This is a genomic window from Pseudomonadales bacterium (assembly GCA_024234435.1).
In the GTDB taxonomy this organism is placed as follows: domain Bacteria; phylum Pseudomonadota; class Gammaproteobacteria; order Pseudomonadales; family Porticoccaceae; genus JACKOF01.
Genome location: JACKOF010000001.1, coordinates 804,938 through 825,348 on the forward strand (window position 1 = coordinate 804,938; position 20,411 = coordinate 825,348).

The 20,411-nt window shown below is 48.8% G+C and carries 16 protein-coding genes; all 16 read left to right on the forward strand.

The window, feature by feature from the left end; all coding sequences use genetic code 11:
- The first annotated feature begins 47 nt into the window (after window positions 1-47).
- Complete coding sequence (locus H7A02_03715) at window positions 48-1,799, forward strand: Na/Pi cotransporter family protein (GenBank protein ID MCP5171360.1); 1,752 nt, start codon at window positions 48-50, stop codon at window positions 1,797-1,799.
- Window positions 1,800-1,896: 97 nt separating this feature from the next.
- On the forward strand, window positions 1,897-2,823 hold the full coding sequence (gene xerD / locus H7A02_03720; protein MCP5171361.1) for a site-specific tyrosine recombinase XerD: 927 nt from the start codon (window positions 1,897-1,899) through the stop codon (window positions 2,821-2,823).
- 139 nt (window positions 2,824-2,962) lie between these two features.
- On the forward strand, window positions 2,963-3,712 hold the full coding sequence (locus H7A02_03725; GenBank protein MCP5171362.1) for a DsbC family protein: 750 nt from the start codon (window positions 2,963-2,965) through the stop codon (window positions 3,710-3,712).
- A gap of 147 nt (window positions 3,713-3,859) precedes the next feature.
- Entirely contained in the window at window positions 3,860-5,173 is a 1,314-nt protein-coding gene (locus H7A02_03730; protein MCP5171363.1) for a homoserine dehydrogenase, read from the forward strand.
- A gap of 103 nt (window positions 5,174-5,276) precedes the next feature.
- The gene (locus H7A02_03735; protein ID MCP5171364.1) at window positions 5,277-6,677 is read left to right on the forward strand and encodes a threonine synthase; all 1,401 of its coding nucleotides are present in this window, start codon (window positions 5,277-5,279) and stop codon (window positions 6,675-6,677) included.
- Between the two features lie 3 nt (window positions 6,678-6,680).
- The gene (gene recJ / locus H7A02_03740; protein ID MCP5171365.1) at window positions 6,681-8,435 is read left to right on the forward strand and encodes a single-stranded-DNA-specific exonuclease RecJ; all 1,755 of its coding nucleotides are present in this window, start codon (window positions 6,681-6,683) and stop codon (window positions 8,433-8,435) included.
- Window positions 8,436-8,496: 61 nt separating this feature from the next.
- Window positions 8,497-9,303, forward strand: a complete 807-nt coding sequence (locus tag H7A02_03745; GenBank protein MCP5171366.1) for a hypothetical protein — start codon at window positions 8,497-8,499, stop codon at window positions 9,301-9,303.
- Window positions 9,300-10,436, forward strand: coding sequence for a M48 family metalloprotease (locus H7A02_03750; protein MCP5171367.1), 1,137 nt, complete (start codon window positions 9,300-9,302; stop codon window positions 10,434-10,436). Before H7A02_03745 ends, H7A02_03750 begins: the two co-directional genes overlap by 4 nt.
- A gap of 2 nt (window positions 10,437-10,438) precedes the next feature.
- Complete coding sequence (locus H7A02_03755; protein ID MCP5171368.1) at window positions 10,439-10,990, forward strand: hypothetical protein; 552 nt, start codon at window positions 10,439-10,441, stop codon at window positions 10,988-10,990.
- A gap of 109 nt (window positions 10,991-11,099) precedes the next feature.
- A complete protein-coding gene (locus tag H7A02_03760) occupies window positions 11,100-12,080 on the forward strand; it encodes a WYL domain-containing protein (GenBank protein MCP5171369.1) in 981 nt (326 codons plus the stop codon).
- A 166-nt stretch (window positions 12,081-12,246) separates the two neighbouring features.
- Window positions 12,247-13,218 (forward strand): type I-F CRISPR-associated endonuclease Cas1, encoded by a 972-nt coding sequence (gene cas1f, locus H7A02_03765; protein MCP5171370.1) that lies wholly within the window; start codon window positions 12,247-12,249, stop codon window positions 13,216-13,218.
- Window positions 13,211-13,735 (forward strand): ORF6N domain-containing protein, encoded by a 525-nt coding sequence (locus H7A02_03770; protein MCP5171371.1) that lies wholly within the window; start codon window positions 13,211-13,213, stop codon window positions 13,733-13,735. The genes cas1f and H7A02_03770 overlap by 8 nt, the downstream gene beginning before the upstream one ends.
- Window positions 13,736-13,737: 2 nt before the next feature.
- On the forward strand, window positions 13,738-17,079 hold the full coding sequence (gene cas3f, locus H7A02_03775) for a type I-F CRISPR-associated helicase Cas3 (GenBank protein MCP5171372.1): 3,342 nt from the start codon (window positions 13,738-13,740) through the stop codon (window positions 17,077-17,079).
- A 32-nt stretch (window positions 17,080-17,111) separates the two neighbouring features.
- On the forward strand, window positions 17,112-18,482 hold the full coding sequence (csy1, locus tag H7A02_03780; GenBank protein ID MCP5171373.1) for a type I-F CRISPR-associated protein Csy1: 1,371 nt from the start codon (window positions 17,112-17,114) through the stop codon (window positions 18,480-18,482).
- On the forward strand, window positions 18,479-19,405 hold the full coding sequence (gene csy2 / locus H7A02_03785) for a type I-F CRISPR-associated protein Csy2 (protein ID MCP5171374.1): 927 nt from the start codon (window positions 18,479-18,481) through the stop codon (window positions 19,403-19,405). The genes csy1 and csy2 overlap by 4 nt, the downstream gene beginning before the upstream one ends.
- Window positions 19,405-20,409, forward strand: a complete 1,005-nt coding sequence (csy3, locus tag H7A02_03790) for a type I-F CRISPR-associated protein Csy3 (protein MCP5171375.1) — start codon at window positions 19,405-19,407, stop codon at window positions 20,407-20,409. The genes csy2 and csy3 overlap by 1 nt, the downstream gene beginning before the upstream one ends.
- Window positions 20,410-20,411: the final 2 nt, after the last annotated feature.

The window sequence follows — 20,411 nt, forward strand, 5'->3', positions numbered from 1 at the left end:
AGCTATGCTTGGCGCCCTGTGTACAGGTGTGTCAATATTGAAGAGTGATGATTGCGATATTTTTACAAATGTTCATCGGCCTGGGTGTTTTTCTCTATGGCATGTTTCACTTAGAGAAGGGTATTCAATCACTCAGTGATGCGAGTCTGAAGCGCTGGCTGTCGCACTCCACCGGTTCGCCCGTTTCAAGCGCTTTTTCGGGGGCTGTGTTTACGGCAGTTCTGCAAAGTAGCTCGATGGTCAGTTTATTGATTCTGGCTTTTGCCAGTGCCGGTATCATTCCCTTATACAACGCAATTGGCGTATTGGTAGGCGCCAATTTGGGCACCACTTTTACCGGATGGATTGTTGCCACTCTTGGTTTTAAATTGAATCTCTCTTCGATTGCGATGCCACTTTTTGGTTTTGGGGCGCTGAGTCAGGTGTTGTTTTCTGCCAAATCGAAACTGTTTCAGTGGGGCAGGATTATTTTGGGGATAGGGCTTTTGTTGTTTGGTCTGTCCTTGATGAAAGACAGTGTCAGCGCGTTGCCTGGAAGCTGGGATATCAGTCTGTTACAGGGTTATCACCCGGTAATTTATCTGCTCGCCGGTATCATCGCCGCTGCGCTGATTCAGTCCAGTTCGGCTGTCGTCATGATGACACTGGCGGCATTACACGCAGACCTGATCAGTCTTTCTGAAGCCGGTGCGCTGGTGATTGGTGCGGATTTAGGTACCACCAGCACCGTGCTGCTTGGCAGTATTGCCGGCGCGGTAATCAAGCGGCAGTTGGCGTTGGCTCATCTGGTTTTTAATCTGATCGTTGATCTGGTGGCATTTGTGCTGTTTTTGCCATTATTGCCTGCCATGGTCAGCCTGTTGGGTATTGAGGACCCGCTTTACAGTCTGGTTGCATTTCACAGCCTGATAAACCTGGCCGGGGTCCTGGCTTTTTTGCCGCTACTCAAACCGTACACACATTGGATAGCCAGCCGATTTGCGGCTGTAGAGGACGGTGCCGCCAGTCTGAAAAATATTCCCGTAGAGGTGCCCGAAGCAGCGTTGCTGGCACTTCGCGACCATCTACAGAGACTCTGGGTGATCTCGGCTGTCAACAACCTGCGATATTTTGCCTTATCCCCATCCAGTCTGAAACTGAGTGCAGATATACAGCAGGCTGTGCAACTGTTATCGAATGGAGACCCTGATGAAGATCCGCAACAGGCGTATGAGAAAATCAAACAGCAGGAAGTGGATATCCTGCAGTTTTCCTTCAGGCTTCAGCAGCAAAAGTTATCTGAATCGGATGCCCGCTGCCTGACAGGATTGATAGAAATGACCCGCGCGATTGTTTATGCCTGCAAAACGCTGAGAGATATATCCCATGATTTGGAACTGATTTCTGAAGCACTCAGACGCAGTACAACAGGTTCCGTAGGCTGGATTTATGCCGAGCAGCGTCAATTCCAGCAGCAACTTTATCAACAACTGCTACCATTGATTGTGCAATTCCACAATACCGAGTTTATATCGGAGCAACTGAGCGTCCTGCATGTGGCAAATGATTTGCAGCAAGAGAAAATGAACCAGAGTGTTTACCAGCGGGGGCAGTTGCAGGACAACGAGTTACCTTCATTATCCACATTGCTAAACGTCAACCGGGAAGTACACCACGCCACAGAAAGTTTGTTGAAATCGGTCTCTCTGTGGCAGGCGCTGTTGCCATTGGTTCAGTCTTACAAGACGGAAACCGGAAAACAACTGTCCGGTCAGCAGGTGACGCCTCAGCAAAGCGAACCGCACCGGAACGAGTCGTAACCATAAGAGATGCACACGGATGACGATGATGCAGGTGGTGATCGCGGAGAAATGAACTCTGCTATGATTCCCTGCAAGTCATTCTGGTATTCAGTGTATGAAACCTTCTGAAAATCGTTCTACAGGTCTCTCAAAAAACCATGAGACTCTGATTGAAAGCTATCTGGATGCTATCTGGATGGAGAAAGGTTTAAGTGACAATACGCTGTCTTCCTACCGACGCGACTTGGTGTTATTTACACGGTGGCTGGAAGGGAAAGATGTACAACTGCTATCTGTGGATTCGGCTATTTTGCAATCTCATTTGAGTTATCGATTTAAGCGGAAGCTGTCGGCACGCTCGACCTCCCGGCTGCTTTCCTGCTTGCGGGGTTTTTACCAATATCAGATCCGTGAAGGGCGTGTAAAAAGCGATCCTGCTGCGCAGGTAGATAATCCGAAACTGGGCAGGCCATTGCCCAAAAGCCTGACAGAAGAGGATGTGGAAGCCCTGTTGCAGGCCCCTGATGTTTCTACACCCCTGGGATTGCGCGATAGAACCATGCTCGAAGTGCTGTATGCCAGTGGTTTGAGGGTTTCCGAACTGGTGGGATTGTCACTTCACCAGATAAACTTGCGCCAGGGGGTTGTCAGAGTCTTTGGCAAGGGCAGCAAGGAGCGATTGGTACCGATGGGAGAAGAAGCAATGTCGTGGTTGAGCCGCTACCTAAGAGAGTCCCGCCCTGAATTATTGAAAGCAGGGCAGAGTGATGTACTGTTTCCAAGCTCACGGGGCAGGGAGATGACCCGGCAAACCTTCTGGCACCGCCTCAAGCAATGCGCATTTCTGGCGGGCATTGAAAAACCGCTGTCACCGCACACTTTGCGTCATGCCTTTGCAACACACCTGCTAAACCATGGTGCCGACTTGCGTGTGGTGCAGCTGCTACTGGGCCACAGTGATCTTTCCACAACCCAAATCTATACCCATATTGCTTCCAGCCGTATGAAGTCGCTGCATGCGCAGCATCACCCCCGGGGCTGAAATCTCCTTACATCAGACATCAGTTTCTTCTTAATGCCTAAAACAGATTTTTCGCGCGGTAATCGGTTGAGGGAACGCCTGATAGATAATAGACTCCAATATTGATATTTCACTGCTTTCAATTCCGGGAACTCTTTCCATGTCAAAACAGTTACAAGCGATGGCCTTACTCGTATTATCCGTGCTGATAACGCCCGTTGTTTATGCCGAAAAAGCAGCGCCTGAGGTCGCACAGGCTATTATCAGTAAGCTTTCCCAGTCGCGGCCCGATTTGCGCTATGGCAATGTGGAAACAACACCGGTCGATGGGTTATACCGGGTGCGGGTAAACGGCACTCAGTTTTTGTTCGCCAGTAAAGGCGGGAACTACATTCTGAGTGGTGAAATGTTTCAGGCGCGGCCGGGCATGTTTGTGCCTGTAGAAGATATTGAGGCGGCAAAATTGCGTAAGGAGCGGATATCTTCAATTGATATCAAAGACAGCATTGTTTTTCCTGCCGTTGATGAAACCAAAGCGATTCTCTATGTCTTTACCGACGTGGATTGTGGCTACTGTCGAAAACTGCACAATGAATCATTGCCCGGCCTGACTCTGGGTGGTGTAGAGGTCCGCTATTTGGCGTTTCCCCGCGCGGGAATCGGTTCAGACTCCTATAAGAAGATATCGTCTGCCTGGTGTGCGGACGATCGGCAATCCGCCCTGACAGACCTAAAAGCAGGCAAGAGTATTGAGACAAAGGATTGTGACAACAATCCGGTGGCTGCCCAGTATGAACTGGGGCAAGAGCTTGGTGTAACAGGAACGCCTGCCCTGGTGATGGAAGATGGCAGCCTGATTCCCGGTTACCGCCCGGCGGATGAGCTACTCAAGATGATGGGAATCCAGTAACAGTACAGTTATCTCCCTATGACCTTGCCTGATCTGGCTGCATTGTCTGCCGGATTGAATTCTGTACTGATTGATCACATTGACAGTCGAGGCTGCCAGCATTAAGGTTGCGCTCTTTTCCGGCCAGTCATATCTATAGGTTTAACTTTGAATCCCGTCAAAATAGGCATTTGCGGTCTTGGCACCGTTGGCAGTGGTACTTTTAACGTGATGACTCGCAATAGCGAATCTATTAACGCTCGTGCCGGTTGCGAAATCAGTATTGTTCAGGTGGGCGCCCGCCGGGATAATCCGAACTGCGACCTCGGCAATATACTCGTTACCCGCGATATATTCGAGGTAGCCAACAACCCTGAAATCGATATTGTGGTGGAGCTTGTTGGCGGCACAACGGTTGCCAGAGAGCTGGTGATGACAGCCATTGAAAATGGCAAACATGTGGTAACAGCCAATAAAGCGTTGATTGCTGAATTCGGTAATGAAATCTTTGCGCTTGCCAAAGAGAAAGGGGTAACGGTTGCTTTTGAAGCTGCAGTTGCTGGCGGCATACCGATTATCAAAGCCATTCGGGAGGGGTTGGCAGCCAACAAGATTGAGTGGCTGGCCGGTATTATTAATGGCACTGGCAATTTTATCCTTACCGAAATGCGAGATAAAGCTCGTGCTTTTGAGGATGTGCTGAAAGAAGCACAGGAGCTGGGCTACGCTGAAGCAGATCCGACATTTGATGTGGAAGGTATTGATGCCGCCCATAAGCTGGTGATTCTGGCATCATTGGCGTTTGGTATCCCTCTGCAGTTTGAAAAAGTTTTTACCGAAGGTATTAGCAAAATCGAACCGCAGGATGTCTCTTACGCCGAGCAGCTGGGTTACCGTATCAAGCATCTGGGCATTGCCCGTCGCAGTTCAAATGGCAGCGGTGGTATCGAGCTGAGAGTTCACCCTACGCTGATCCCTGAAGAGCGCCTTATAGCCAATGTTGACGGTGTGATGAATGCCGTGCTGGTGAAAGGCGATGCAGTAGGGCCAACACTCTATTACGGAGCCGGAGCCGGAGCTGAACCGACAGCCTCTTCGGTCATTGCGGACATCATTGATCTGGCCCGGACCTTGACGGCAGATCCTGAACACCGTGTACCGCATTTGGGCTTTCAACCCAATCAGCTGAACGACATTAATATTTTGCCTATTGCGGATGTTGAAACAGCTTATTACCTGCGGATTTCAGCGTTGGATGAGCCGGGTGTTCTTTCAAAAATCACTCAGATCCTGAGTGATGCCGGTATCAGTGTTGAAGCCGTTATACAGAAAGGGCGAAAAGCAGGGCAAAATCATGTGCCACTGGTTATGCTGACCAGCCGGGCTATCGAGAAGAAGCTGGATGACGCGGTAGACCGCATCCAGTCGTTGTCGGCGATTGCCAAAGATGTGGTACGGATTCGGGTAGAATCCCTGGGCTGAGTCTTCGCCACTCGCCAGGATTGAAGGCATTGATGCAGATTGAAAGAAACATACATACAGGTTTAAAGACCGTAGCGTTTAAAGAGCAAAGACAGGAAAAACAGTGAAATACATCAGCACCCGCGGGCAGGCGCCAGCACTGACATTTGAAGAGGCCATTCTGGCTGGGCTGGCCAGTGATGGCGGCTTATATGTGCCGGAAACCATTCCGCAGTTCTCTCGCGAAGAGATGGCTTCCTGGGCCGGGCTTTCCTATCAGCAGCTGGCATTCAAGATAATGTCGCCATTTGTGGCCGGTGAGATCACAGATGACGACCTGCACAGTCTGATTGATAAAAGCTACAGCACTTTTCGTCACGACGCTATTGCACCATTAGTGCAGACAGCTCACAACGAATTTATTCTGGAGCTGTTTCAGGGGCCGACGCTGGCATTCAAGGATTTTGCACTGCAATTTTTGGGTAATCTGCTGGACCACGTGCTGACCAAGCGCAACCAGCGTGTGGTTATTATGGGTGCAACTTCAGGTGATACCGGTTCGGCTGCCATTGAAGGGTGTCGCCATAGTGATCATGTAGACATTTTTATTCTGCACCCGCATAACCGGGTTTCCGATGTGCAGCGCCGCCAGATGACGACTGTGCTGGATAAAAATGTCCACAACATTGCACTGCAGGGTAATTTTGACGACTGCCAGAATATGGTGAAAGCCAGTTTTGGCGATCAGTCGTTTTTGCCTGAAGGCCGCCAACTGGTAGCTGTTAACTCCATCAACTGGGCTCGAATCATGGCCCAGATCGTCTATTACTTTTATTCTGCACTGGCTTTGGGTGGACCGCATCGCCCGGTGTCTTTTTCGGTGCCCACCGGCAACTTCGGCGACATTTTTGCCGGTTACCTTGCCAAGCGTATGGGGCTGCCGATTGATCAATTGGTCATTGCAACTAACGCCAACGATATTTTACACCGTTGCATCAGTGAGAATGATCACAGTACCAAAGAACTGATTCACAGCCTGTCGCCTTCCATGGATATTATGGTCTCCAGTAATTTCGAGCGGATGTTGTTTGACTTGCATGATCGCGATGGCGCCGCTATTTCTGAATTGATGGCCAACTTCAAAAAAACGAAGCAGCTGAAACTTGCCGAAGTACCACTAGCGAAAGCACGTGAGCTGTTCAGCAGTTACCGCCTCGATGATGAGGCCATGGTAAAAGTGATAGCGGAAGTTTGGGAAAACACCGAATATCTGCTTGATCCGCATACGGCTGTGGGTGTTGAGGCCGCCAGAAAAACGCGTCGGCGTAATGATATTCCCATGGTGTGCCTGGCAACAGCACATCCTGCTAAATTCCCGGAAGCGGTTCGTCAGGCAGGTTATCCGAAAGATCCGGATTTACCCCATCATATGACCGATCTGTTTACGCGTGAAGAGCGTTATGAAATACGGCCCAATGATATCGCCGCAGTTCATCAATTTATGGCCGCTAATATTGTTGCCTAGCGAATGAATAACGCGCAATCAATCGTTATAAAACGCCGGAGTGTAGACCCCTCCGGCGTTTCTTTTTCCGATGCGGTGCCACCCCTGTTACAGCGTATCTACGCGGCACGGGGGGTCCGCTCTGACACAGCGCTGAGTCGCCAACTCAACCAGCTTCCCGGTCCGGAAAATCTGAAGGGCATGGATGCAGCAGTTGAACTGCTGGTTTTGGCCATGACGAAACAAGAGTCTGTTCTCATTGTCGGCGATTTTGATGCTGACGGTGCCACCAGCACCGCACTGGCAGTACTGGCCCTGCGGGCGATGGGATTGGAAAAAGTTGATTACATGGTGCCGAACCGCTTTGAATACGGTTACGGGCTCACACCGGAAATTGTCGGGTTGGCCTGGCAAAAACAGCCGGATTTGATTATTACCGTGGATAACGGTATTTCAAGTGTTGACGGTGTTGCTGCGGCCAAGAACGCAGGAATCAAAGTGTTGATTACAGATCATCACCTGCCTGGCAATGTGCTTCCCGATGCTGACGCCATCGTTAATCCCAATCAGACTGGTTGTGAATTCCCTTCAAGGAATATTGCCGGAGTAGGTGTGCTGTTTTATCTAATGAGCGCCTTGCGAGCCAGCTTGAGAGAAAACAACTGGTTCAGCGACAACGGTATTGCCGAACCGAATATGGCTAACTGGCTCGACTTGGTGGCTCTCGGAACAGTAGCCGATGTTGTGCCTCTGGATCAAACTAATCGTGTGCTGGTGTATCAGGGCTTGCAACGTATTCGTGCCGGGAGGACCCGCCCGGGTATTCTGGCGCTACTTGAACTGGCGGGCAGGGATCGTCAACATCTGGTCGCATCCGATTTGGGGTTTGCTGTTGGGCCGCGGCTTAATGCCGCTGGCCGTCTCGACGATATGTCTATCGGCATCGAATGTTTGCTTCAGGAGGATAGTTACCTTGCCAGGGAGTATGCTGTTCAGCTCGATGAACTCAACCGCGATCGCCGACTGATCGAAGCTGAAATGCAACGGGAAGGTTTGCAGATACTCGAACAGCTGCACCTCGATGAGCAAGAGCTGCCCTGGGGTGTTTGTCTGTTCGATCCGAACTGGCATCAGGGCGTGGTTGGCCTGTTGGCGTCGCGTATTAAAGACCGTGTTCATCGCCCCGTGATTGCATTTGCTGAGTCTGATACAGACGGCGAAAACAAAGAATACAAAGGCTCGGCCCGATCCATTCCGGGCCTCCATATACGCGATGCGCTGGATGCCGTAGCCAGTCAAAACCCGGGGCTGATCAGTAAGTTTGGAGGTCATGCCATGGCCGCCGGACTGAGTCTTTCCGCAGAAAATTACACGGCCTTTCAAGAAGCTTTCGACACAGAAGTGCGCCGCCAATTGTCACCTTCGGACCTTGAAGCTGAAATCCTGACAGACGGAGAGCTCGCGAGGGATGAATTGAATTTGCACACAGCCCATCAGCTTCGCGAAGCCGGACCCTGGGGGCAACATTTTCCTGAACCACTTTTTGAAGGTGAGTTTTTTATCGTTCAACAGCGTATTGTGGGTGAAAAACACCTGAAACTGACGCTGGCTCTCGATAGCCATGGCCAACAGCTTATCGATGCCATTGCATTCAACATTGATACAGATTGCTGGCCCAACCATCAGGCCGAAAAAGTCAGTCTGGTTTACAAACTGGATGTGAATGTCTGGCGGGGTAGGGAATCGCTACAATTGTTGGTGAATACCATTATGGTGTAGCTCATGCAAAATTAATTTGATAGGCTGGCTGGCGGGAAATAACAATATTCAGGGGATGATGATGACGTACTATTTCAGAGTATTTCTAACAGCAGTTGCCATAACAATATCCGGCTGCGCTCAACAATCTCCATTTCTGCATACTGCAAAAAATCAACAATTCGACGGCATGAGAGTGGCGGTTCTCGAACCTGAGGTAACCGTTAATGAGCTGGGTATTGCCAGTCTGGAAGAAGTGCCGGAGTGGACAGACGAAGCCACTAAAAATATTGATGCTTACTTAACGGACCTGGTAGGCACCGCATCATCTACTTTGGATATCAGGAAAGCGCAGGAAATTCCTGATGACAAGCAGGATTACCTTGACGAGCATCTTGCTCTTTACCAACGACTCTCTCTGGAATTTGTTTCCACCTACAGGCAACCCGCCTGGAAAGCCCATCGAGATAAGCTGGATATGCGTATTGGTGATGGTCTGGCTTTGATGAAAGATGAGCTTGAAGCCGATGCAGTGCTAGTTGTGATTGGGGATGAAAGTGTTTCTTCGGGCGGCAGAATCGCGTCAGCAGTAGTTATGGCAGCGGTATTCGGTGTCGCCATGCCAATGGGGCATGCCTTGATTCATGTTGGCCTGATTGATCTGGATACGGGGAAAATCATCTGGACGAATACTACCTACAATCCGGGAGGAGGGTTGAGAACAGATAGGGAAGCAAGGTTCATGATGTCTAAAACCCTGGAGAGTTTTCCCGCTGAAATCCCGCCAAAACCAAAAAGCAAAGAGCAATTGGCCAGAGAAAAAAAAGCGGAGGAGAAAAGACTCAGATTTGAAGCCAGAAACCAGAAAAAGATTGATGAAGCGGCATGAAGAAGTTCCTGATCGTTGCTGTATTTCTGTTAATTGTCAGCTGCTCTTCAACTGTTACCAACTATACACCGGGTTCTACAATAGAGCCTGTTACTGAGGGTGAAATACGACTCTGGCATCAATCTGAAAAAGCTGAAGAGGCCATTCGCAAAAGTGGTCAATTACTTGGCTCTGATGAAATTGATACTTACTTGCAGGGCATTATGGATGAGTTGTTCCCTGAGTACCGGGGGTATATTCGTGTAAGAGCACTGAAAAAACCTGTTCTCAATGCGTTTGCCATGCCCAATGGCAGTATCTACATCAATAGCGGTTTGTTGGGTGTTATGCAAAACGAGGCACAACTGGCTACAGTGTTGGCCCACGAGGGCGTCCACTTTCTTAACAAACATTCGGCACGTCAAAGGGAACATTTTCATCAGGCAGCAGGCTGGATGATGGCTATCTCTATGTTGGGAATACCACTGTTGGCAGAGGTGACGTTCGCTTCAGCAGTGACAGGTTATTCCCGAGAGCATGAAACCGAAGCCGACCTGGAAGGGTTTAAGCGTCTTCAACGAGCAGGCTATCAGGTGAGTGAAGCCAGGAAAACATTTGAGCACTTACTGCGAGAGGTTGAAGCCGAAGACATCAAAGCACCTTTTTTCTTTTCATCGCACCCCAAATTGCAGGCAAGGATACGGAATTTCAACGAGCTTGCCAGCAAAACTGAAAACAACGGTGGAAAAATTTCTCAGGAAAAGTTTCTCAATACCCTGATGCAGCTACGCATTGATGTTCTGGATAAAAAAATTGAGAAAGGTCGCTATAACGCGGTGATTGCCATTTTAGAGAACGACGGGCTTGCCCGGAGTTACGGTCATGCACGTTACTTTTACCTGGGTGAGGCATACCGACTAAGGGCAGAAGAGAGCGACCTCGAAAAAGCACTGGAACAATATTCTTTATATGAATTATCCAATGGTGATCGATCAGTATTAAAACCAAGAGGTATTACTCATTTGAAGCTGGGGAATTATGATCTGGCCGAACGGGATTTCAAACAGTACCTGAACGTGACGCAAGACGCGCCTGACAGAGGTTTTGTCGAGCAATATTTAAGAATGATTGACAAGAAAAAATCAGGGGAATAAGAATGAAAAAAAGTGTATTGGTTTTTCTGGTGTTGATTATGTCTGGCTGCACTATTTGGAGTCAGGTGAAACCCGGAAGCGAAGCTGTTAGCAAAAACGGATTTAGTGTGAATCTGCCAAGTGGCTGGATGAGGTTTCATCCGGGTGTGGACGGTTTTATGGTGACGAAAGATGGCTTGAGTATCCAGCGAATCACCGTAGTGAAATATAGTCTGCAAAAAGCATTCAGAAAAACCAAGAAAGCATTAACCCCCGATATGCTGATAACAGATCTGATGGACTACTACATTGCCGAGTTCCGCCAGCAGAATGAAGGTGCAACAATTGAAGTTGAAAGTAAGGAGCCAGCAGTTCTTGGAGGGAAAGAGGGGTTTAAGGTTAGTGCCTTGCTGATTGCCCCGGACGGGCTGAGGTATCGTCTACATGCGTACGGCAGTGTCGATGCGAATGGTTTTTACGAAGTGAGTTATCAGGCACCGGTCATTCATTACTTCGAGCGAGATTTGAGCGCCTTTGAAAAGGTCAAAAAATCATTTCAGATTTCACAAGGCTGAACGAATGTACATTAGCTCTGTTACATTAGCATCCCCATGGCTTCCGAATTGGTTTTAATGTAGGTGAAGCGTTAAGTGGAAGCGCCCCAGCTGATCATGGAGAGATTTTTTGGACAAGTTTGATCGCATCCAGCAACTTCACCGAATACTCAAATCCAGACGGCTTCCTGTACCCAAACGGGTGCTGGCAGAAGAGCTGGAATGCTCTGAGCGACAGATTCAGCGCTTGATAGAGAACCTGAAAATTGTTGATGCCCCACTTGAATATGATCAGTCTGCAAAAGGCTGGTACTACGCAGAAGACCCCAACCACCTGTTTGAGCTGCCCGGCCTCTGGCTTACCAGCGACGAACTGCAATCCCTCAGCCTGTTAATCAACCTGCTGGAAAACCTGGGCAACGGCTTACTTAATGACGAAATTGGTGTTATAGAAAAAGAAGTTAATGCCTTGCTCAAAGCCCGTGGTATCAGCCCCAGTGCATTTATTAACCATATCAAAGTGCTTCCCATTGCCCACCGCCAACTACCTGGCAGAATTTTCAGCAAAGTCAGCGAAGCATTACTGAAGAAACGAGTCATCGGCCTGCACTACACCAGTTACAATGGCACTCAAACTCAGCGAGAGGTTAGCCCACAGACCCTCATTCACTACCGTGAAAACTGGTATCTCGACGCCTGGTGCCACCTCCGGCAAGAGCTGAGAACCTTCTCCATCGCCCGTATTACCAGAGCAGAGATTCACAAAACAACCGCAAACGCGATCGACAAAGCATTACTCAATGAACACTTCACCAACAGCTACGGCATTTTTGCAGGCAAAGCAAAACACACTGCCAAATTACGCTTCTCACGAGAAATAGCCCGGGAAATCGCCCTCCAGCAGTGGCATCCGGAACAAAAAGGAGAGTGGCAAGGCAGGGAATATTTGCTCACCATTCCCTATGCCGATGATCGCGAGCTGCTTCAGGACCTGCTTCGCCATACACCGCATGTCTACGTGGAGGCACCTGTCAAATTGCGTAAAAAACTGCAAAGCAGATTGCAACAGGGTTTGGAGCTACAACTGGGCAAAGGGTTGGGGTGGTTGTGATATGTAAAAACACAGTCATTGTGAGAAGCGAAGCGACGAAGCAATCCAAAAGAAACGCGCCATTGCGAATGTAGTGAAGTAATCCAGAGTACTGTGCAAACATCCATGACGAGTTTTGTCTACCCATGAGGCGCAAAATAGGAATGAGTTACAAAAGGGAATTTACATGGAACAACTCACCGATTTAAAAGCCATTCTTCATTCCAAGCGCGCCAATATCTATTACCTGGAAAAATGCCGTGTCATGCAGAAAGATGGACGTGTGTTGTACCTGACCGAAGCGAAAGAAGAAAACCAATATTGGAATATTCCCATCGCCAACACCACCTGCCTGTTACTGGGAACCGGTACGTCAATCACCCAGGCTGCTATGCGAATGTTGGCGTCGGCTGGTGTGATGGTTGGCTTTTGTGGGGGTGGCGGTACACCACTGCTCATGGCCACTGAAATCGAATGGCTAAGCCCCCAAAGTGAATACCGACCCACGGAATACCTGCAAGGCTGGATGAGCTTCTGGTTTGAAGATGACAAACGCCTGCAAGCCGCCAAACACTTTCAGTCGGCACGCATTCAATATCTGCAAACTCTTTGGGCAAAAGACCGCGACCTTAAAACAGAAGGGTTCGACAGTAACAGCCCTGTAATACAAAACGCCTTAAATAGCAGTCGCAACAAAATTCAGGCAGCACAAAAAGTCAGCTACCTGTTACAGGGCGAAGCCGAGCTTACCAAGCAACTCTATAAATACGCCGCTAACTGCACAAAATACGGTGACTTCACCCGCGAGCGCGACAATAGCGGCTCTCAAGTCGATAGTGCCAACGCCTTTCTCAATCACGGCAACTATCTGGCCTATGGTCTGGCCGCTACCACGCTCTGGGTACTTGGCATCCCTCACGGTTTTGCAGTCATGCACGGCAAGACTCGCAGAGGCGCACTGGTATTCGATATAGCCGATTTAATTAAAGATGCCATCGTACTGCCCTGGGCCTTTATCTGCGCCAAAGAAAACGCTACAGAGCAGGAATTTCGCCAACAGTGCCTGCAAGCCTTTACCGACCACAAAGCGCTGGATTTTATGTTTGAGCAGGTGAAAACGGTGGCATTAACAACCAACTGGGAAGGAACCCATGAATAATATGATCGCAATTGAAAAGCAGATTCTGCTGATTCGAGGGCAAAAGGTGCTGCTAGATGGCGCATTGGCGGAACTGTATGGCGTCGAGACAAAAGTTCTGTTGCAAGCAGTAAAGCGAAATATCGATCGATTCCCTGATGACTTTATGTTTCACCTTACAAAACAAGAGTTTAACAACTTGAGGTCACAAATTGTGACCTCAAGTTGGGGTGGTAGAAGAACCCCTCCCTATGCATTCACTGAGCAAGGCGTGGCCATGTTATCCAGCGTGTTGCGCAGCCCTCAAGCCGTTCAGGTCAACATCGAAATCATGCGTGCCTTCGTTCGTATCAGGCGAATTCTAAGCGAGAACGCAGAGCTAAACCAAAGGTTGGATGCCCTGGAACACCGTTATGATGAACAATTTAAAGTAGTGTTTGACGCCATCCGGGAATTGATGAAACCACCAGAGCCAAAGAAAAAACCCATTGGTTTTATATGGAATGAAAAGAACGATAGTGGGAGCAAAGGTAAATAACCATGATGGTCACCTTCGTCTCACAATGCGAAAAGAAAGCCCTCAACCGCACCCGCCGGGTGCTGGATGCCTTCGCTGACCGAATTGGCGACAACACGTGGCAAACAGTGATCACCCAGGAAGGCCTGCTGGCTGTTAAAAAACTGCTGCGTAAAACCGCCACCAAAAATACGGCGGTGAGTTGTCATTGGATACGGTCACGGGCGAGAAGTGAGTTGGTGTGGGTGGTGGGGAATCGTCGGAAATTTAACGAATTGGGAATGGTGCCTGTGAACAGCACACAAAAGCCCAATGTTTCAACGGAAGAGGAAAACAATTGGCTGCACGGGCGCAGTATACAAATTGTTGCTGTGCTGGCCGGACTTTTACACGACATTGGTAAGGCCACCGTAGGTTTTCAAAAAAAATTGCTGAATAGCGCTGCAGGTAAAAAGGGCGACCCCTACCGGCATGAATGGATTTCCCTCCGCTTATTTCAGGCAATGATTGATGGCTGCAACACTGATGAAGCGTGGCTAAATAGGCTAATCAATTTTGATGTATTCATGGCTGAAAATCCAAACTGGTTAAATCGGATGCCTAATGATTCTGTAGCGGGTTCAAAACCGCAGAGATTGGATCAACTACCTAAATTAGCTCAGTTGATTGCCTGGTTAATCGTTACTCACCATAGGCTACCCATCTATGGACTTGACTACTTCAAAACCCAAGTTAGAACTCAACAACAACAAAGCAAGAGAGGTTGGGGTGAAGATTTCATCATGAAAGAATTCTATGCTGATCTGGCTCCATTTGAGCAATGGGTAAAAAACGCCAATGCTGGCAATAGCCAGGATTTTTGGCAGCTAAAAGAAATCATTATGGCCAGCAAAAGCTGGCAGAAAAAAATAAAACGTTGGGCAAGAAAAGCGCGCGATCATGCGCCGTTGCAGGCACTAGCCAAGCAAACTATTTCCGATCCTTTGTTGATGCACCTATCGCGCCTCTGCTTAATGCTGGCCGACCATAACTATTCAAGCCTGCCCAAAGAGCATAAAGCTCGCGTCCAAGGCGATACTGAATTTATCGGTAAGTTGGCTGCCAATACCGATAAAAACCGCACGCTCAAACAAGCACTGGATGAGCATCTTATCGGCGTAGCGGATTTTGCTTCACGAATAGCCTTGGTGATCCCCAATCTAAATGCTCGACTTACAGGCTTGCCAGATAAACATCGCCCCTTTTTAGCTCAAACACGAGCAGAGGGTTATTTATGGCAAAACAAGTCATTTCTATTGGCGCAAAAGCTTCGGCCACAAGCACAACAGCAAGGTTTTTTCGGGGTCAATATGGCCTCAACTGGGCGTGGTAAAACCCTTGCCAATGCGCGAATCATGTATGCGCTGGGCAATCAGGAAAGTGGTGCTCGCTTCACCATTGCCCTGGGGTTGCGAGTGCTTACATTGCAAACCGGGCGAGCACTGCGGGCAAAGCTGGACTTGGATGACGAGCAGCTGGCAGTACTGGTTGGAGGGGCAGCAAACCGTGAATTGTTCGAAATGGGAGAGCGACGAGAGGACGCGAAAGAGCTTAACGCTGAAGATATGGGCAGTGAATCCATGGAAGCGCTGTTCGATAAAGGCGATTGGCTGGATGGCAGCAGCCTGCCCAGTGAATTTGACACGTTAACCGCTGACCACAAAACCCGCCAGCTGCTCTACGCCCCCGTGGTGACCTGTACGGTCGATCACATTATGCAGGCATCGGAATGCAGCCGGGGCGGCCGCTACATCGCTCCCGTATTACGGTTGCTGACCAGTGATTTGGTGCTGGACGAGCCGGACGATTTTGATCAGCGTGATTTGCCAGCCCTCTCACGGTTAGTGCATCTGGCCGGTTTGTTTGGCAGCAAATTACTACTGTCCTCTGCAACCCTAACACCTGATTTAGTCACCGGGCTTTATCAGGCTTATGCTGCCGGGCGAAAAATCTGGAATAGCCAAATGGGGTTAAATCCAAACCTGCCTGTTCCCTGTGGTTGGTTTGATGAAGATCAGCAAACCACAGAGCTGTGTATCGCTCCCGGCCAGTTTGCTCAAGTCCACCAACAATTTGTTACCAGAAGAGTGCGCTATTTAGAGAAGCAACCCAAGAGAAGGCAGGCGAAAATACTACCCATCGAGTTACCACCGCCCAAAGAAAATGAAAAAGTAAATATGGCGGCACTGGCGAAAGTTTTATTGCATGGCGCGACTCAATTGCACGGTGATCATGCCGAAACCTGCGCTGAAACGGGTAAGCGCGCCAGTATCGGCTTGATTCGCATGGCCAATGTGCAACCCATTATCAAACTGGTAAAGGCGCTGTTTGAACAAACAGAACTGGAAGGGAATACCCATATTCACCTCTGTTGTTACCATGCCAAACAGTTACTGGTACTGCGTAATACACTGGAACAAAAGCTGGATAGAATCCTTAGCCGTAGTGGCAATCAATCCATTTTTGATCATTACGAAGTAACGGCTGCCCTGGCTTCCAACCCCGCCCAAAACCATCTGTTTATTGTTGTCGCCAGCCCTGTCGCCGAGGTTGGCCGCGATCACGATTACGATTGGGCAATCGTCGAGCCATCCTCCATGCGCTCGCTGATACAGCTAGCTGGCCGGGTGTGGCGGCACAGGCCAGACAAAGTTGCCGAAGCCACCAATATCCTCGTTATGAGCAGCAGTATGCTTGGGCTTGGCAACAATCAAGTAGCTTTTACCCGCCCCGGCTTTGAGCAACAGGAACCACCAAAATTTAAGCTAAGCACCCACAATTGCTCCGAATTATTAACAGAACAACAGCTAAGCCGGGTGGATTCAATACCCCGCATTGCCCGTGCCGAGGAGTTGCACACCAAAACCAGTCTGACGGATTTGGAGCACGGGGTAATGGAAGACCTGCTCAATAACTCAAATAACTTTGTCAGTGCCTTTTGGCGGGAAGATAACGGCAATCGCGCCTCGGCACACCTGCAAAAGATCAGCCCTTTTCGCCAAAACGACAGAGCGCAACAGGATTATGTTTGTCTGCCTGTTACAGATGACCCAAACGGCTACAAATTCACTCTTGCCGAATCCGCCTGGGAAAGCCTGGAAGACTGTGTTTATCAATCGAAAAAAATCCAGTTCTCGCCATATCAACCTGACAATACTCAGGTTACTTCCTGGCTAAAAACTGATCTGGATGAAGCGTTACAGGAAATAGACGAGCAGCAAGACCCGCCAAATTTAGCCAAAACCGCAAGAAAATTTGCCAGCGTCCGGCTGGAAGAGATTGAAGGTAGGTGGCTCTATGATTCGTTTTTGGGGTTTTGGCGGTGACAAAATGAAAGAATTAGCAAAGGAGAAAGTTGATGGAAGATATATCTGAAAATCAGGCTCAAACAGCCGTTCGGCGGTTTCTCGATGAGCAGTTGGAGAAAAAGCAGGAACCGGATTTAAAGGCGCTTGCCAAGTTAGACCCGACGAAGGATACCACCAAAATTACACAGCTTGATGAAAATCTGGCCAAGCTCAAGGAAAAATACAGCTTGGAGGTTTGGATGCAAGATGCCGCCGAGCGTATGGCAGGCCAGCTTCGTTTTGGCACCCATATTTCCAAAGGTATCCATCCTGATTCTAAAGGGGATAACCTGAATTTTCAGGCCGATAACCCTTTGCCAGAAGGCCTGATTGGCTCCCAAACCTTGGCCAGTTTGCCAGTGGATGCCAATGGTAATGCTGCCGCTCTGCCCTTGGCGGCCTTTTTTGAAACCTGGGTGGATGAGACCAAAGACATCAAAATTCGCCACCTTATACAGGCACAGCACCCCGCGGTAAAAAAGGCTTTGAGTGCCGACGAAGAAAAATCAAATACCTACTTTGACAATTTTTATAAGGCACTAACCAACCCGGTAGAAAGCCCAGCCACTCACGAGCGTAATAAACAGATACTCTGGCCACTGGAAGAGGCCATAGCAGAAGACAACTACTGTACCTTGGTACCACTGTATCCATCGGCGCTGACCAGCCAGTTTTTTAGCAGCCTAAATAATTTGCGGTTTAGCGATGAGAATAAGCAGGCAAGAGAGAGTCGAAAGAAAAAATCGGCCGATCACCAAGCCTATGTTTCGATACCTGATGTGGCTGTGGTTCGTTTAGGCGGTACCAAGCCGCAAAATATCAGCCAGCTTACCAGCAAGCAAAGTGGCCGTAATTACCTGCTTTCTTCGCTTCCTCCCAGCTTGGATAGCAAACAAAGTTATCGCCTCAATAAAACTCAAACCACTTTATTTGAACAGCGTTTGACGCAATGTTGCAGTTTCGGCTTAAAAGAACTGTATGAAGTCGTAGCGGAACAAAAAAACACGGTGGATGTGCGGGATGCCCGTAAAGATGCGCTGGATCTCATCATTGCAGGCATATTCAAATTAGTTGAAACCATTCAAACCTCATACACCGCAGGCTGGAGTAAAGACTACCAATTATCAATGGCCGAAAAATACTGGCTAGACCCATACCGCGTCCGGCTTGAAGGTGAAGAAGAGTTTGCCAAAAACCGTGAACAAAGCGACTGGGTTCAGGAAATCGTAGAGCTGTTTTCCCTCTGGCTTAATCAGCGTTTGCAAAAACGATTTAAAAATATTGCCAGCTATTTTGGCGATACCGAATTTACTGAATGGCAGCGTGAGATCGAGCAGGCCATTAAAGCCAGCCTGCGTTCAGGCAAGGAGTTATTTATATGAGCCATGCCAGTCATTATCTGTTGTTGGATCGTATTGAGATTGAAGGGGCCAATGCCATTTCAAGCCCCATCACCTATGGCTTTCCGGCACTATCGGGTTTTATGGGGGCGATTCATGCTCTTAATCGCAAGTTGATGCAATCCTGCTTGGAGGTTGACCTTTCCGGTGTATTGGTCGCTTGCCATGAGATACACGTTCAGCGCTATAGACCACACCCCTATACCGATTACACCTTCAACCAAAGCCGAAACCCCATCAAGAAAGACGATAAAACGGCTTCCATTATTGAAGAAGGAAAAGCGCATCTCACCGTTAGCCTGGTGTTAGAAGTATCCGCCAGTAGACAAGCTGCAAGGGATATTGATGATGATCAGGCCACCATCGAGCAGCAATGCAAAGCATTGGTATTTCAGCAGCGCATAGCAGGGGGAAGCGTTGTCGCCATAAAGGGTGTGCAGCTTTATAGCTATACCAATGAAGAGGATATTAAAAAAGCACTACTTCCTGCGTTTGTGTTGATGGACGCCCAAGAGGATTTGATTGACATTACCCATCAAATGCAAACAACAGCACCAGAGGCGACTGCGCTGGATGCTCTTATTGAAGTGGCTGCTCTTCATCATGAGCCGGTAGCCAACACAAAAAGCGGCTGGAAAACACGCAGCGAAAAAACCGGCAGGGGCTGGTTGGTACCCATGCCTGTCGGTTATCAGGGGCTTGCAGCCGTATTTGATGCAGGACGACTGGAGAACAACCGCAACCCTGAATATTCCAGCCAGTATGTTGAGACTATTTACAGTTTAGGCAAATGGGTATTCCCCCGTCGCTTGCCCAATCAATTTTCAAACTGCTTTTGGCGTAATAGCCAAAGCGACAACCTTTATCTTTTTACCCAAACAACTGAAGCCCATCAAGGAGAGTAATCATGACTTTAACAACAGCATCCGTACTAGCGTTTGAGCGCAACCTGGATATTTCTGATGCCTATTTTTGGCAGTTAGATAGCGCATCAGGCAACCAACGCAGGCCGGTGGGCATTCAAACCAAATCGGTTAGGGGCACCATTAGTAACCGTTTAAAAGCGGCCATCGCTAATGACCCAGTAAAATTAGACGCTGAAATTGAAAAACCTAATCTGCAAACTGTAGACGTAGCTTCTCTTGACCACGATTGCGATACCTTATTGGTGAAGTGGAGTTGCAAAGTATTGCCATTTACTGGCAAGCCCAGTGTTTGTAATGATCAGGACTACCAAACCAAACTGCTGAGCGTGGTAGACAGCTACTTAGCCGGACAGGGTGTTGGTGAACTCGCTCGCCGTTACGCCTGTAATATTGCCAATGCACGCTGGTTATGGCGCAACCGCTTAGGTGCCGAGACCATCAAACTTACCGTTTCCCTGAATGCCGATGGTAGTAACCCTATTGCCGAGATAGCAAATGCGAAAAATCTGAGCCTTACCAGTTTTGATCAAGCAGATGAAGCCGTCGCTCCCATCGCCCAACTGATAGCGCAAGGCTTAAAGGGCGAGGCCTTTGTCATTTTCTACATAAAGGCAGAAGTAAAAATGGGCTATGGGCAGGAAGTTTACCCTTCACAGGAGTTAATCCTTGATACTGGAAAAGACAAAAGCAAAGTGCTTTATCAAAAGAAAGATATTGCCGGTATGCACTCGCAAAAAATCAGCAACGCCATTCGCACCATCGATACCTGGTACCCAGAAGCACAATTCCCCATAGCTGCTGAACCCTATGGCACAGTAACGACCTTGGGTACGGCATTTCGCCAGCCAAAACAAAAACAGGATTTTTACAGCCTGTTTGACAAATGGGTTCTGGATGACCAACTCCCCAGCCTGGAGCAACAACATTATGTGATGGCCGTGTTAATTCGCGGTGGAGTCTTTGGCGCTAGTGGCAAGGAGTAAGC